The following is a 14,808-nucleotide window of genomic DNA, read 5'->3' as shown; positions in this document are numbered from 1 at the left end:
ATTGAATTAAGGGCAGATCAGGGAATTAAGGGCAGATCAGGTTACGGCACCGACCTGCCAAGGTACGAATTCGTTATCGCCATAGTCGTAGATTTCGCTGAGCGTCTGCTCACCTGAAGCGACTGCGATAATGTGTTCGAAAATGCGCGTGCCAGACTCTTCGATGGTTTCGTCACCTGTGACGATGCCACCGCAATTGAAGTCCATGTCTTCCTTCATGTGCTCGTACATTTCGGAATTGGTCGCGATTTTGATGCAGGGCGCTGGCTTGAAACCTGAAACCGATCCGCGACCCGTCGTGAAGCAGATCACATTGCAACCGCCGGCAACCTGGCCCGTGACAGCAACCGGGTCATAGCCCGGCGTATCCATGAACGTGAAACCCTGTTCCGTGACGGTCTCAGCAAATTCATAGACGGCCTTAAGCGGCATCGAGCCACCTTTGGCAACAGCACCCAGCGACTTTTCGAGAATGGTGGTCAGGCCACCAAGCTTGTTTCCGTGCGATGGATTGTTGTTCAGCTCGTCACCGTTGCGCGCCGTATAATCACGCCACCAATCGATACGCTGCAACAGCTTCTCAGCTACCGCAGGCGTAACAGCGCGGCGCGTCAGCAGATGTTCTGCGCCATAAATTTCAGGCGTCTCGGCCAGAACGGTCGTGCCACCATTACGCACGATAAGATCAGACGCATAACCCAAAGCCGGATTTGCAGAAATACCCGAATAACCGTCAGAGCCACCGCATTCGAGCGCGACTTTCAGCTTCGACAAAGGCTGCGGAGTGCGCTTGGCAGAATTCACCAGTGGCAGCATTTCCTTGATCTCAGCAATAGCGTGGTCGATGGTCTTGCGTGTGCCGCCATGCTGCTGGATTGTCATGGTGCGCAGACGTGCGCCCTCTTCCATCCGATAGTGTTCCATGATCGGCGCGATCTGGTTGGTTTCACAACCAAGGCCAATCAGCAGAATGCCGCCGAAATTCGGATGCTTGGCGTAGCCCTGAATTGTCCGGGTCAGTAGGCGATAGCCTTCCGATTTGGTGTTAAGCGCACAGCCACTGCCATGGGTTAGCGCCACCACGCCATCGACATTCTCGAAGCCATCGAGACCGCCCATGCGGTTAAAATAATCCGCGATATAGCGCGAAACCGTAGCCGAGCAGTTTACCGATGAAATGACACCAATATAGTTACGCGTACCAACACCGCCGAACCCGCGATCATAACCCATGAACTTACGACGCTCTGCTTGCGGCAGCATTCCGCGTTCTTCGATATCAACCGAAAACTGATGCTCATGTTCTGATGGAAGCATTGCGAGATTATGCAGATGAACATGCTCGCCAACAGCAATATCCTGAATGGCAACACCAATCACCTGACCATATTTGTGCACTTCCTTGCCGGCCGAAATATCGCGCAAAGCCACCTTGTGGCCACGCCCGATCAGATCGCGTGCGATGATATCGCCAAGCCCAATTGGGTCTCCTGCACGGACCGAAATGCGCGCTACCGCCACATCGTCGGACGGATGTAAAAGGATTACCGGCGTCACAGCCGAAATAGCCTTATCGTTCATAGTTCTGACCTCACTCCCAAATCCGCTACAGCAAATGTTCGAACCTAATCCCGAGGCTCGTTCTCCATCCATCGCTGCTTTGATGTATCCAGATGCGTTCGCATCGCTGCCTGTGCCAGAAGCGGATCCCTCGCTTCAAGGGCAGCAAAAATCTTCTCGTGTTCCGCCAAAGCATATGTCCATGTTTCGGCGTTCTCGTAACGCGTACGCATCTGCGCTGTGAGTGGACTATGCCGCTCGTCAAACAGGTCGCGTACAATACGCATCACGACCGAATTCCCAGACTGCTCGGCAATAATGAGATGAAACTGTCGATCCAGTTCGATGGGTTTGCGACCGGCCTCAATCTGCAACCGCATGGCATCAAGGTTGCCACGCAGGCGATCCAGCGCATCAAGCGTGATATGGCTGCACGCCATGAGCACAGCACTACCCTCAATCAGTGAGCGCGCCTGCATGATTTCAAGCGGACTTTCGCCAATCGAGCCCCCTTGTGCTGGAAGTCGCGTTTCTTCGGCCGCAACATAGATGCCGGAGCCCATGCGGATTTCAACATTGCCTGCAATTTCAAGCGCGATGAGTGCTTCACGCAATGACGGTCGCGACACGCCTAGCTGATGCGCAAGTTCACGCTCAGCGGGAAGCCTGCTTCCAGCCGGAAAATGCCCCTCGCGGATCAACAGCCTGACCCGGTCGGCAATCTGTTGGTAAAGCCTCCGTGGTTCCACGGAGCCGATGTGCTCACTCATGCTCTCTCCCAAATTGGCCTTACCATATTTTGAAGACACAGAAAGTGCAATATCACCTATATCATTGTTATTGCGTGATTTTGATGATTTTGTCAGTTTTGTCGCAGCTCGCTTTAGATGACTTTTAAAGAGTGGCTTGACCAATTTTACTCGCTGGAATAGCTATTCCAACCTATTCAAGGGAGGACTTCATGACCGATCAGCCATCGATTCTACAGTTCGGAACGAGCCGTTTTCTGCTCGGACATGCGGATTTCTTCATTTCGGAAGCGCTTGCAAAGGGCGACGCAATCGGAACGGTCGCAATCGTTCAGACCACCTCCAATCCAGAAAGTGCGCGGCGCATCGCAGCGCTTAATAGCGGCGAAGGCTATCAGGTCATCATTCGCGGCCTCACAGGTGGCGAACCAATTGATGAGAAACATCAAGTCAAAAGCGTGATTGCCGCTTATTCCGCTCATACGGATTGGCAGACGATCCGCACGCTGGCAACAAAGGTTAAGGTCATTCTGTCCAACACGGGCGACAAGGGTTTTGAGCTCGACGCCAGCGACGATGTTTCTTTGCTCACCGAGACAGCCCGCCTTCCAAAAAGCTTCCCCGCAAAGCTACTTGTGCTGCTGCACAATCGCTGGCAGGTCAATCCTGATGCTTCGCTGTCGATTTTCCCTTGCGAGCTAATCTCACGCAATGGCGACAAACTACGTTCGATTGTGCTTGGTCTCGCGGAAACGTGGAGCTTGCCCAAGGCTTTCACTCAATGGATTGAAAGCAAATGCGTCTTCGCCAACAGCCTCGTTGACCGCATCGTATCAGAGCCGATTGATCCGGTTGGCGCGATTGCCGAACCCTATGCAATCTGGGCAATCGAGCAGGCGAATGGCCTGACGCTGCCCTGCACGCATCCCGATATCGTCTTGACGGACAATCTTGCACTCTATGAGCGTCTCAAGCTTTACTTGCTCAACCTCGGCCATAGTTTCATTGCCGAACAGTGGCTGAACGGCAATCGTCCGAAAGATGAAATCGTGCTGGAAGCAATCAACGACGAAACGATCCGCAACGAGCTTGAGGCGCTGTGGCGCGAAGAAGTTCTGCCGGTTTTTGCCGCAGATGGCCTTGGCGAACAGGCGGAAGCCTATGTTGTTACCGTTCGCGAGCGCTTCCTCAACCCGTTCCTCAAGCACCGCATTGCTGACATTGCTTCAAATCACGCAGAAAAGAAGCAGCGTCGCTTTGCGCCAATCATTGCTCGCGCGAAGGAGCTCGGCCTCGATCTGGAACAGCGTCGTTTAAAGACGGCTGTCGGCTGAGCCAGTCGTTAAGTTCAATTTCGGCGCGCTCCAGCGCGCTGTAATTCAAAAGCTTGCGCAAAAACGCGACTGTCACGGCACGAGCGCGGAGGTTGAAACGCCCTTCCTCCAGCTCACCCTTATCCTGATAAACACCCAGCTTTTCATAGAGTTGCTGTAATCTGTTCTGCACACTTCGCAGTGACAGATTGCGCCGCCGTGCGATCACCCGATCAGTCAGCCCGAGTGCGATATCAATCAGAATTTCATATTCGCTTTCGCTGAAACCGCTGGCGTGACCAAGACTTTTTTGCTGCAAACCACGCACTTCGCGATCAATCACACATTGCGCTTCGACAAAAATGCTTCGTAACGCCAGTCGCAATTTGTCATCAGATGCCGACTTCAGCACGTAGCCATAGGCGGCCCCTTCCGGCACGATGCGCGAGACACCACGCACATAGGCTTCATCAGCATAATTCGACCAGAACAGGATGCGGGTTTCCGGATTTTCCTTCCAAATTGTGCGGGCCGCTTCGATGCCATTTCGCCCGCTCATTTGTAAATCCATTACGATATGGGCGGAACGGTGCATCCGCGCGAGCTTCTCGCCCGCTGAACCATTGTCTGCTTCCAGCACATCGTTGCACTCCGGCAATGCTGCGCGGATCGCTTCGCCCAGATAGGTACGATGCAACGGATCATCTTCCACGATCAGAACCTGCATCCTATCCTCCACTTGACTGACATATTTCCGATGGCAGATGGATCGTCACGCATGTGCCGCTGCCCTCCGTATTCTTTCTGATGGCAAAGCTCGCCGAAATCAGTCGCGCACGTGTGCGCATATTGTCGATACCATGACCAACACGCTGCGCCTGACGGTCCATACCAATACCATCATCCATAACTTCGACCAGAAGCCGCCCGCTTTTATCGCGAAGACGAACACGGATTTCCCCGGCTAGCGCATGGCGGATCGCGTTGTTGATGGCTTCCTGCACGATTCGGAAAAGCGAGGTCGCAACCGTCTCCTCGAGCTCCTCCGTCATACCTTCGCTATAGTCGTCCAGAAACCACTCGATTGCAGCCCCGCTTTCGCGAATTGAACGATCAAGATGGTTCTCTGTTGCCTGTGCGAAGCCAAAAAGCTGCAACACAGAAGGCTTTGCTTCTTCAATGATTTGACGCAAATCCTGCATGCAGTGCTGTAGGCCACGAAACAGCGGTTCCAGTTGGTCCCCGGAAAGATCGGGGGCACGCGTCAAACGTTCGACATGACGCGCTAAACGGGTCAGATCTGCCAGCGTCTGATCATGCAGATCCATACCGATGCGATGCCGCTCAATCTCCAGCGCTTCGGTGAGTTTGAGGGCGCCAAAGCGCAATCCTTCCTCCCTCGCGCGCGCTTCCGTCTCAACAATGGCTGATCGTTTGGCCTGTTCCGCAGCACGGATTGCAAAGAAATATGGGGCCAGAAGATCGGCAATCGACTGCGCGTTTTCAACATCCCGTATTGAATAGCAGCCCGATTGCAAACTGGAGCAACTCAGCGCCCCGATAATATCCCCTTGCGCCTTCAGCGGCACATGGAGACGGGCCTTGAGATCATGTTCGATGATCGGCGTTGAAAATGATCCCTCGAAATGAAACCGAGTGTCGCTGCGTGCATCATCCGTTAGCAGATATTCAACTTCACCGGATAGAAGAGTGCGAATTGGACTGCCTGATAAAAGTGCTGGCGGATTTCGGCTCCAGGCCGTCTCGATCCCGCTTTCATAGGCGATGTGAAACTTACCATCGACCATCTTGATACAAACGTCGAGGTGGTCATAGGGCAGGATATGATTGATCTCTGCTGCCACCGCTTGAATGATGGAATCGAAATCCAGCTGGCCAGCCAGCAATCTCGAAATATTGAGATAATGGTCGAGCAGGCGCTCAGGCGCTAGTTCCAGCAAGCGACTCTCCTCCCAAAGACAGATTGCTTTGCTTCTTATCATACGCCGTTAGCCAATAGAGCGCTGCGCCCTACCGGGCGTATTAAAGTCGCTCTAATATCTTAAATAGCTGCGTAATTTTATCTAAAACTGACTTCAGTTTAAAAAATTTTGCAGTGGCGCGTCTTGCGGGTTCCCGCAATTATGCTGCAGGAAACCGCATCATGGTTGCTGCGATCAGCCTTCACAGAACCACGCATTTATTTCATTCTCGCTTCACCAGAAAATTGCCCACAAGACAATAGGTAATGTGATGCGCAAACTGGGACCGTTGAGGAGCGGTCGTGCGGGAGGCTTCGCACAAAAGGATTCAAACGGACCGAAGCGTCAAGAACGCTGCGGCACCGCAAATTTGTAACCGGGAGGAATAAAATGAAACTTGGGAAAATTCTTTTGGCATCCGCAGCACTCGCCACTGTGATGGCGACTGGTGGTGCATTTGCCGACACAGCGTCGAAGAAGATCGCCTTCTCGAACAATTATGCTGGCAACTCATGGCGTCAGGCCATGCTTCAGAGCTGGGATAAGGTAACGAAAGAAGCTGTCACTGCCGGCACGGTTTCTGCAGCAGACGCTTTCACCACCGCAGAAAATCAGGCGACAGAGCAGGCCGCACAAATTCAGAATATGATCTTGCAGGGTTATGACGCTATCGTCATCAATGCAGCGTCGCCGACGGCACTCAATGGTGCAGTTAAGGAAGCTTGCGATGCGGGCATCACGGTTGTTTCCTTCGACGGCATCGTAACCGAGCCTTGCGCATGGCGCATTGCGGTGGACTTCAAGGCGATGGGCGAAGGTCAGGTCGAATATCTTGCAAAACGTCTGCCTGAAGGCGGCAATCTGCTTGAAATCCGCGGCCTTGCCGGCGTTTCGGTGGATGATCAGATGCATGCCGGTATCGAGGAAGGCGTCAAAAAGCATCCGAGCTTCAAGATCGTCGGCTCAGTCCATGGCGATTGGGCAGCCGACGTTGCACAGCGCGCGGTTGCCGGTGTTCTGCCAAGCCTGCCAAAAATCGACGCTGTCGTGACGCAGGGTGGCGACGGTTATGGCGCAGCGCAAGCATTTGCCGCTGCAAAGCGCGAAACACCAATCATCATCATGGGCAACCGTGAGGACGAACTGCAATGGTGGAAGCAGCAGAAAGACGCGAGCAGCTATGAAACCATGTCTGTTTCGATTGCACCAGGTGTTTCAACACTTGCTTTCTGGGTCGCGCAACAGATCCTCGACGGCAAGGAAGTCAAGAAAGACCTCGTCGTTCCGTTCCTGAGCGTTAGCCAGGAATCGCTCGAAAAGGACCTCGGCAACACCCAAAAGGGTGGCGTTGCCAATGTCGAATATTCGCTTGAAGACGCACAGAAGGTCATCGCGGAAGCGAAGTAATCCTTTTCCTCCCGGGGTAGGCGTGTCTCATGCCTGCCCCTCCCTCATCTCTAATACAGTTCGGGTGCATGTCTGAAACAATCGACAAACGCGAGGTCGTCGCCGCACGCAATATTCGCGTGCAGTTCGGTGCGGTAAAGGCACTGGATGGCGCTGAGCTTGTGATCCAGGAAGGCGAATGCGTGGGGCTTGTCGGCCATAACGGCGCGGGCAAATCCACCATCGTCAACGTCATTAATGGCGGGCTTTCGCCGCATGAAGGCAGCATCTCCTACCATGGCGAAGAAGGCCACGGCGTGGCGACTGCGCGCAAGCACGGTATTCGCTGCGTCTTTCAGGAATTATCACTCTTTCCTAATCTGACGATTGCCGAAAATGTGCGTATCATGCAGCGCGACCTTACGGGCGCGAACTGGCGCGGCAAGGCGGTCGACCTCATTTCGCAAAAGCTCAGCGAAATTTTTCCCGGCCATAAGATTGATTGCTCTTCAACAATCGATGAGCTCTCGATTGCCGAACGGCAGATGGTAGAAATCTCCATTAATTTTACAGCCCCGAGCATAGCACCTAAACTGGTTATTCTCGATGAACCTACTTCGTCGCTTGATGCGGGTATTGCAGCTCAGTTGATGGCCTATGTCCGCCGCTTTGTTGGCACAGGCGGCTCAGTTATCCTTATTTCGCATATGCTTGGTGAAATTCTCTCGACCTCAGACCGCATCGTCGTGATGAAGGATGGTAAGGTCGTTGCCAGTCGTGCGGCAAAAGATTTCACCAATCGTAGCCTTGTGGAAGCCATGGGCAGCGTGGAACGCGAGAAATCTGCTCGTCGGGCGGCTAAGACCGATTCAAGCGGCAAACCTGTGCTCGCATCCACCAAGCGTGCCAATGACATTAAGCCGTTTCAGGCTTTCAAAGGCGAAGTTATCGGGCTTGCGGGACTTGCCGGTCATGGTCAGACAAAGATGCTGCTCGATCTTTATTATGCTCGTCGGCCAAACTGGTTGCCTGCGCGCAATTGCGAGATAGCCTTCGTGGCGGGGGATCGCAGCCTCAACGGCACGTTTCCGCTCTGGAGCATCCTTCACAACCTCACGATCGGTTCGCTTGACCGTCTTTCATCCATGAAACTCGTTGATGAGAGCCGCGAAGATACGCTTGGCGCGCAGTGGAAAGACAAGATCCAGATCCGTACACCGGATATGGGCAATCGTATTCTGTCACTCTCCGGCGGCAACCAGCAGAAAGTGCTTTTTGCGCGCGCACTCGCGACAAGCGCCAATGCCATTCTGATGGATGACCCCATGCGCGGCGTCGATGTCGGCACCAAGCAGGAAGTCTACGAAATTCTGCGTCACGAAGCTGAAAATGGCCGAACCTTTGTCTGGTATTCCACCGAAATGGACGAAATCGAACTGTGTGATCGCGTCTATGTCTTCCGCGACGGTGCAATCGTGACAGAACTCGTCGGCGACGAAATCACGGAAAAAAGCGTGCTTGCTGCATCATTTGAGGGAGGACACGAATAATGCGCCTCTCCGCATCATCCCTTCGCCTGCTAACGCCGGTTTTCTCACTCGCTCTGTTGCTGGCCGCTGTCTTCTACATGCAGCCCCGCGCCATGAGCTATACCGGCCTCAATCTCCTGTTCAATCTGGCGGTGCCGATTGCACTCGCTACGATTGCGCAAATGCTCATCATGGCGGTCAACGACCTTGATCTTTCGATGGGGACCTTTGTGAGCTTCGTGGTCTGTGTGGCCGCTACTTATCTCAACACTAATCCGGTCATCGGCGTTCTGATCCTGGCCGCAGCCATTGCCGCCTATGCGGCCTTGGGTGCAATCATCCACCTGCGCAATCTGCCGTCCATTGTCGTAACACTTGGTATGAGCTTTGTCTGGGGCGGACTGGCCGTTCTGCTGTTGCCCTCGCCCGGCGGTCAGGCACCAGACTGGGCACGCTGGATCATGACCACCAAGCCACCATTTGTGCCAATGGCTATCGTTGCCAGTGTGCTGGTCGCTATTGTCACCCATTTCATTGTCATGCGCACCACTTTCGGCGTGCTGATGCGCGGCGCAGGCGGCAATACGCGCTCCATCGAACGCGCAGGCTGGTCCATCACCGCAATCCGTGCAGCTACCTACGCATTGGCTGCTTTCTTTGCCGTGCTTGCCGGTATTGCACTTGTTGGCCTCACGACGTCAGCCGATGCCAATATTGCGCTGCGCTATACGCTGCTCTCGATAGCCGGTGTCATTCTCGGAGGCGGTGAATTTGTCGGCGGCCGTATCTCTCCCATCGGTGCCGTCATTGGCGCACTAACGCTGACGCTTGCAGGTTCGTTCCTCTCCTTCATGCGTATTTCGCCAGACTGGCAGATTGGCGCGCAAGGTGGAATTCTGATCGTCGTTCTGGCCCTGCGTCTCTTCCTCAACCGTCTCGACAGCCGTGGGAAAAAGCAATGACCGCAATTTCTGTTCTCACAAGCCGTCCATGGATTTGGTCTTTCGTTGCAACCATCGCGGTCTGGATCATCACCGTACTGTTTACGGGCGGGGCCGGAGCCCATGGTCTGTCCTATGCAGCTTTCACTTTCGCATCCTTTTCTGTGATTGTTGGCCTCGGGCAGATGTTCGTCATAACGCTAGGCCCCGGCAACATCGACCTCTCGGTGCCTGCTACTATGACGCTGGCTGCAACATTGGCCCTCAAGCTGATGGATTCCCAAGACAGTATGGTGCTGGCCGGTCTGGCCGTTGCTCTGCTGATCGGGCTGGGAATTGGCATTTGCAATTATGCGCTTATCAAGCTGCTGCGCATTCCGCCCATCATCGCGACCCTGTCGATGAGCTTCCTAATCCAGTCGACTGCAATCTGGAGCAATCGGGGCTTACGTGTAAAACCGCCAGAAGTTCTGGCACAGTTCACTACGTCATCAACGCTCGGCATACCCAACGTTGCTATCGTGGCGCTTGTACTGTCCCTCATCGGCTGGGTACTCCTTAAAAAGAGCATCTATGGTCGGTGGATTTCGGCGATTGGGCAAAACCCGTTTGCTGCACGCATGGCAGGCGTTCCGGTCGATGGTACGCGTTTCATCACCTATCTGCTCTGCGCTGTTCTCGCTTCTCTTTGTGGGTTTCTGCTTGCCTGTTTCTCGGGCGGAGCGGCACTCAACATGGGCGCTGAATATCTGCTGATGTCGATTGCCGTGGTTATCATCGGTGGCACAGCTGTTGCAGGCGGCGATTCCAACATCCCCGGCATTTGGGGTGCCGCACTCTTCATGTTCCTCATAGTCTCGATGCTCAACACCTATGGCTTCGGTGCCGGTGTTCGTCTCGTTCTGACCGGACTCACCATCATTGCGGTGATCTTCCTGGCCAGCAGTCGCAGACCTGAGCGTTAAACAGCATTCCTGGAGTAATTTTGTTGTCCCAGAATAATTCAATTTACGAAATCCACGACGAGCGTTTCAAGCAGATGATCGTGGCAAGCGCCGATCTTGATGAACTTTATACGGGCTGTCGTTGGGCCGAAGGACCGGTTTGGATCAGCGATCATAATTGTCTGTTGTGGAGTGACATTCCTAACGAGCGTATCTTGCGCTGGGTTCCTGAAGGCGGAGTTTCTGTTTTTCGGCAACCGTCCAATTTCGCCAATGGCAACACACGCGACCGCGAGGGACGGCTCGTTACCTGCGAGCATGGCGGACGTCGCGTTACACGCACGGAAATCGACGGCAGCATCACCGTGTTGGCCGACAGCTATCAGGGAAAGAAACTGAACGCTCCCAATGATGTCATCGTGCGTTCAGATGGGACTGTCTGGTTCACCGATCCGACCTACGGCATCATGGCGGATTATGAAGGCTACAAGGCCGAACCGGAACAAGCGACACGCAATGTTTATCGCCTCAATCCGACAACCGGCGAGCTTATGGCAGTCATCACTAACTTTAATCAGCCAAATGGTCTCGCCTTTTCACCCGATGAAACAAAGCTCTTTGTTGCCGATAGTGCATATAGTCATGACGAGAATGCACCACGCCATATCCGCGTTTTCGATGTCGCGGATAACGGCAAGAGCGTGGCGGGTGGCAAGATTTTCTGCACCGTCGATAATGGCCTGCCAGATGGCTTTCGTTTCGACACAGACGGCAATCTGTGGACCAGTGCGGGCGACGGCGTTCATTGTTTCTCACCGCAGGGCGAGCTTCTCGGTAAGATTAAGACACCACAAACAGTGGCAAATGTGACCTTTGGCGGACCACGCCGCAATCGTTTGTTTATCACCGCGACCAAATCGCTCTATGCGGTTTATCTGACGGTCACAGGCACACAGTATCCTTGAATAAAGTACGGCGACCATCCGAAAAGGCTGGTCGCCGTTGAATAAATCTTACACTAATTCATTTGAAAAATTACATTAGCCACATGCCCGCTTTAGGTTCTGCCTCCCGCAGCACAGACATGCCAACATCTATACCTTATTCAAATTTGAACCATCATCGATCCACGAAATCGCCCATAGAAACCGATTTAGGTTCACACATCTGGAACCCAAAATAACGATGCATCGCAATATGATTGCATCGATCACTCCGGTGACGCGATCTCAATTTTTACAATCGAGAAAGCGCTTTTCCAAATGCGACATGCGCCCATATAAACAAACCCTCAATGAAATAGAAACAGCTTGTCAACTAAATCACTCGCAACGACGTGACAAACTTAAGAAAAAATGAAGGTTTTCACAAATTTAGTAGAAAACCATCATTCTATATACTAGCGAATACTTTAAATAACGCCCATTTATTTCGATCCTAATTGATGAATATTACCAAAGGCGAATGAATGGTTTCTATGCCGCTATGCCGACTGCTTAAGTTCTAGCGCGGCATAACCCGGCACACGATAGCGAATATGACATCCATGCACACCGTGATATTCGACATCCACCTCGACGCCGAAAACACTGCGAATACATTCGGCTCGTAAAACCTCGCGCGGCGTCCCTAATTCTACAATCCGCCCCTTGTTCATAATTGCAATACGGTCGCAGAACATGGCAGCATGGTTCAGGTCATGCAGTGCGGCGACAACAGTTAATTGCTGGCGCCGGACCAGATCGAGCAACCCGATCTGGTGACCGATATCGAGATGATTTGTCGGCTCGTCCAGAAGTAATATCTGCGGGTCTTGTGCTAATGCACGGGCGATATGTACGCGTTGACGTTCTCCACCTGAGAGCGTGTGCCAGTAACGATCCGCCAGATGTGCCATATCGACATTGGCCAGGGCGCGATCGACAATGGCATCGTCCTGTTCTGACCACGGAGATAAAGCGCCGAGATATGGTGTGCGCCCCAGCTCCACCGCCTGCCTCGCGGTGATACGCTCAGTCGTTCCGGCCTGTTGCTCAACAAGTGCCAGCTTGCGCGCAATCTCACGCCGGTTGAATTTCTGGATTGGCTTGTCGCAAAGTCTTACTTCACCTGAGCGGCTTCGCCTTACACCTGAGAGCAAAGACAGAAAGCTCGTTTTGCCCGAGCCATTTGGCCCGATGATGCCGAGAAATTCGCCCTCTGTCACAGCGAGTGAAACATCGCGCAGGATTTCAACGCCTCCTGCCGACCAGCAGACGTTGTTTGTAGAAAGCATCATGATTGTGCCCTTCTCTGTCCAAGCAGCAGCGCAAATGCTGGGGCACCGACCAATGCCGTAATGACTCCGATCGGCAAAACCTGACCGGGAATGATAATGCGGGACACAATATCGGCGAGGATCATGAAGATTGCCCCGATAAGTGCTGCCGCAGGCAACAATCTGCCATGACGCACACCGACCAGCATGCGGGCCGCATGGGGAATGACCAGACCGATGAAGCCAATGGAACCGACAATCGACACCATCACCGCCGTCATCATGGCGCTGACACCAATAAGAACAGCGTAGACGCGCCGCACGGGAATTCCAAGCGACGCAGCAGATTCCGAACCGAAGGTGAAAGCATCTAACGCACGGGCATGCCATAGACAGATCAGAAGCCCCGCCACGCAGGCGGGCAAAGCGAGCGCCACATCCGGCCAGCGCACACCAGAAAGATTCCCCAACAACCAGAACATGATACCGCGCGCCTGTTCGGCGTTTGCTGCCTTCGTGACGATGAGAGATGTCAGCGCGTTGAAAAGCTGCGAACCCGCAATGCCGGCTAGAATGATCGCACTGTTTCCGCGCCCTGCCCGCAATGCGAGCAGGGAAACGAGAACAAAAGCAACGATTGCGCCAATAAACGCTCCCACTGACAACGAGAGCACACCAGCACCAATTCCGAGAATAGCAACGCTCACTGCCCCCGTTGAAGCCCCGGCAGAAATACCCAGAATATAGGGATCAGCCAGCGAATTGCGGAGAAGCGATTGCAGAACCACACCTGACAAGGCCAGTGCCGCACCGCAGCAAGCTGCGACAACAGCACGGCTCAGCCGATAGCTCCAAACGATACCTTCATCAATCGGCGCGAGTGGGTAACCGGCATTCCAGACGCGGTTGGCGATGGTTTTAGCCACCACGTCCAGAGGTATTGCGGTTTCGCCAATGGCAGCACCCAGCCACAAAGCAACAAAGAGCAGGACGAGCGCAAGTGCTCCCCAAAGCACCCGGGAACTCATCGTGGTTTTTAATGAAATGCCTGCCGTGGCTGCCTTTGACGTCACTTGTTCATATCCGAACCGGCGATATCAGCAGCCAGCGTTTCAATGCCTTCGATCACTCTCAGCGACGTGCTCATCGACTGCGCATCGATATCAAAAACATACCCGTCTTCAACAGCAGGCATCAACTTCGTCACTGGATCAGACTTGAGAAACTCGTGTTTGACTGCAATGTCATCAGCAGGATAACGACGACGATCCAGCTTTGCTGCAACGATCATCGACGGCCCCGCCTTGGCGATGGTTTCCCAACCCACGGCTGGCCATTCTTCTTCACTCTCAATCACATTCTTGATGCCGAGTGCAGAAAGGATATAGGCAGGAGCGCCGAACTTACCGGCAACATACGGATCAGCATCAACCTGCGTGCTTGAGAACCATGCAACCGCTGAGAGCTTGCCATCGGAGGAGCCGATCTTTTGGCGGGCCGCGTCTTCACGTGCCTTGAGGTCTGCGATCAGCTTTTCACCACGATCCTGTACATTGAAGATCTGAGCCAGTTCGCCGATTTCCTGATAGACGATATTCATCGTGAATGGCGCTGTGCGAATACCATCGCCGCCACCTGAATTATCTTTGCCAACGCAATCGGAAGGCGATGTATAGGCAGGAATACCTAATTCTTCGAACTGTTCCGGCTTTGCGACAATGCCCATTGGGCCAACGTGCCACTGGAAATCCGCTGTAACGATATCTGGCTTCTGCGCCAGTACGCTTTCAAAACTCGGATCGTTATCTGCCAGGCGCTTTACCTTGGCATTCACATCTTCAAAGCCTTTGAGGACTGGGCCGAACCAAACGGCCGTACCCACAACTTTGTCGCCGAGGCCAAGGCTGTAGAGAATCTCGGTGCTGCTCTGACCAACGGCCACTGCCCGCTCCGGTGCATGTTTGAAGGTTACATCGCGACCACAGTTTTTCAGTGTTAGCGGATATTGGGTTTCAGCTGCCTGCGCTGCGAAACTGGTTGCGAAAAGAGCGACTGCGCCCAGAAGTGCGCTAAATGGCACTTGGCCTGAAAGTTTCATTTAAATCCCCGAAATGACATGAGAAAAAGCCGCATCAAACGGCGGAAGC

The 14,808-nt window shown here is 53.6% G+C and carries 13 protein-coding genes; 6 read left to right on the top strand and 7 right to left on the bottom strand.

Annotation, left to right across the window (positions count from 1 at the left end; translation table 11 throughout):
- Positions 1–36: 36 nt before the first annotated feature.
- Both CES85_RS01110 and CES85_RS01105 read right to left on the bottom strand, forming a co-directional pair.
- The gene (locus tag CES85_RS01110) at positions 37–1,581 is read right to left on the bottom strand and encodes a UxaA family hydrolase (protein ID WP_095444243.1); all 1,545 of its coding nucleotides are present in this window, start codon (positions 1,579–1,581) and stop codon (positions 37–39) included.
- Positions 1,582–1,625: 44 nt separating this feature from the next.
- A complete protein-coding gene (locus CES85_RS01105; protein WP_095444242.1) occupies positions 1,626–2,330 on the bottom strand; it encodes a FadR/GntR family transcriptional regulator in 705 nt (234 codons plus the stop codon).
- 191 nt (positions 2,331–2,521) lie between these two features.
- Between CES85_RS01105 and CES85_RS01100 the strand changes: the two genes are divergently transcribed.
- Complete coding sequence (locus CES85_RS01100) at positions 2,522–3,643, top strand: mannitol dehydrogenase family protein (protein WP_095444241.1); 1,122 nt, start codon at positions 2,522–2,524, stop codon at positions 3,641–3,643.
- Here CES85_RS01100 and CES85_RS01095 read toward each other — a convergent pair.
- Positions 3,576–4,349, bottom strand: coding sequence for a response regulator transcription factor (locus tag CES85_RS01095; protein ID WP_095444240.1), 774 nt, complete (start codon positions 4,347–4,349; stop codon positions 3,576–3,578). The genes CES85_RS01100 and CES85_RS01095 overlap by 68 nt on opposite strands.
- 1 nt (position 4,350) lies before the next feature.
- The gene (locus tag CES85_RS01090; protein WP_095444239.1) at positions 4,351–5,583 is read right to left on the bottom strand and encodes a GAF domain-containing sensor histidine kinase; all 1,233 of its coding nucleotides are present in this window, start codon (positions 5,581–5,583) and stop codon (positions 4,351–4,353) included.
- Between the two features lie 411 nt (positions 5,584–5,994).
- On the opposite strand from CES85_RS01090, the gene CES85_RS01085 reads away from it, so the two are divergent.
- From CES85_RS01085 to CES85_RS01065, 5 genes are all read left to right on the top strand, one after another.
- On the top strand, positions 5,995–7,011 hold the full coding sequence (locus CES85_RS01085) for a substrate-binding domain-containing protein (RefSeq protein ID WP_095444238.1): 1,017 nt from the start codon (positions 5,995–5,997) through the stop codon (positions 7,009–7,011).
- Positions 7,012–7,079: 68 nt separating this feature from the next.
- Entirely contained in the window at positions 7,080–8,540 is a 1,461-nt protein-coding gene (locus CES85_RS01080; RefSeq protein WP_095444237.1) for an ATP-binding cassette domain-containing protein, read from the top strand.
- Entirely contained in the window at positions 8,540–9,481 is a 942-nt protein-coding gene (locus tag CES85_RS01075) for an ABC transporter permease (protein WP_095444236.1), read from the top strand. The genes CES85_RS01080 and CES85_RS01075 overlap by 1 nt, the downstream gene beginning before the upstream one ends.
- Positions 9,478–10,425 carry an ABC transporter permease gene (locus tag CES85_RS01070; RefSeq protein ID WP_095444235.1) on the top strand — a complete coding sequence of 316 codons (948 nt, stop codon included), beginning with the start codon at positions 9,478–9,480 and terminating at the stop codon, positions 10,423–10,425. The genes CES85_RS01075 and CES85_RS01070 overlap by 4 nt, the downstream gene beginning before the upstream one ends.
- 74 nt (positions 10,426–10,499) lie before the next feature.
- Positions 10,500–11,369 (top strand): SMP-30/gluconolactonase/LRE family protein, encoded by an 870-nt coding sequence (locus CES85_RS01065; RefSeq protein ID WP_095445646.1) that lies wholly within the window; start codon positions 10,500–10,502, stop codon positions 11,367–11,369.
- A gap of 518 nt (positions 11,370–11,887) precedes the next feature.
- Here CES85_RS01065 and CES85_RS01060 read toward each other — a convergent pair.
- From CES85_RS01060 to CES85_RS01050, 3 genes are read right to left on the bottom strand one after another with little or no spacing between them, the layout of a single operon-like run.
- On the bottom strand, positions 11,888–12,682 hold the full coding sequence (locus tag CES85_RS01060; protein ID WP_095444234.1) for an ABC transporter ATP-binding protein: 795 nt from the start codon (positions 12,680–12,682) through the stop codon (positions 11,888–11,890).
- Positions 12,679–13,734 (bottom strand): FecCD family ABC transporter permease, encoded by a 1,056-nt coding sequence (locus tag CES85_RS01055; RefSeq protein WP_095444233.1) that lies wholly within the window; start codon positions 13,732–13,734, stop codon positions 12,679–12,681. The genes CES85_RS01060 and CES85_RS01055 overlap by 4 nt, the downstream gene beginning before the upstream one ends.
- The gene (locus tag CES85_RS01050) at positions 13,731–14,759 is read right to left on the bottom strand and encodes an ABC transporter substrate-binding protein (protein ID WP_095444232.1); all 1,029 of its coding nucleotides are present in this window, start codon (positions 14,757–14,759) and stop codon (positions 13,731–13,733) included. The genes CES85_RS01055 and CES85_RS01050 overlap by 4 nt, the downstream gene beginning before the upstream one ends.
- Positions 14,760–14,808: the final 49 nt, after the last annotated feature.

Source organism: Ochrobactrum quorumnocens, from assembly GCF_002278035.1.
Taxonomy (GTDB): domain Bacteria; phylum Pseudomonadota; class Alphaproteobacteria; order Rhizobiales; family Rhizobiaceae; genus Brucella; species Brucella quorumnocens.
This window is presented reverse-complemented; position numbering and strand designations above follow the sequence as displayed.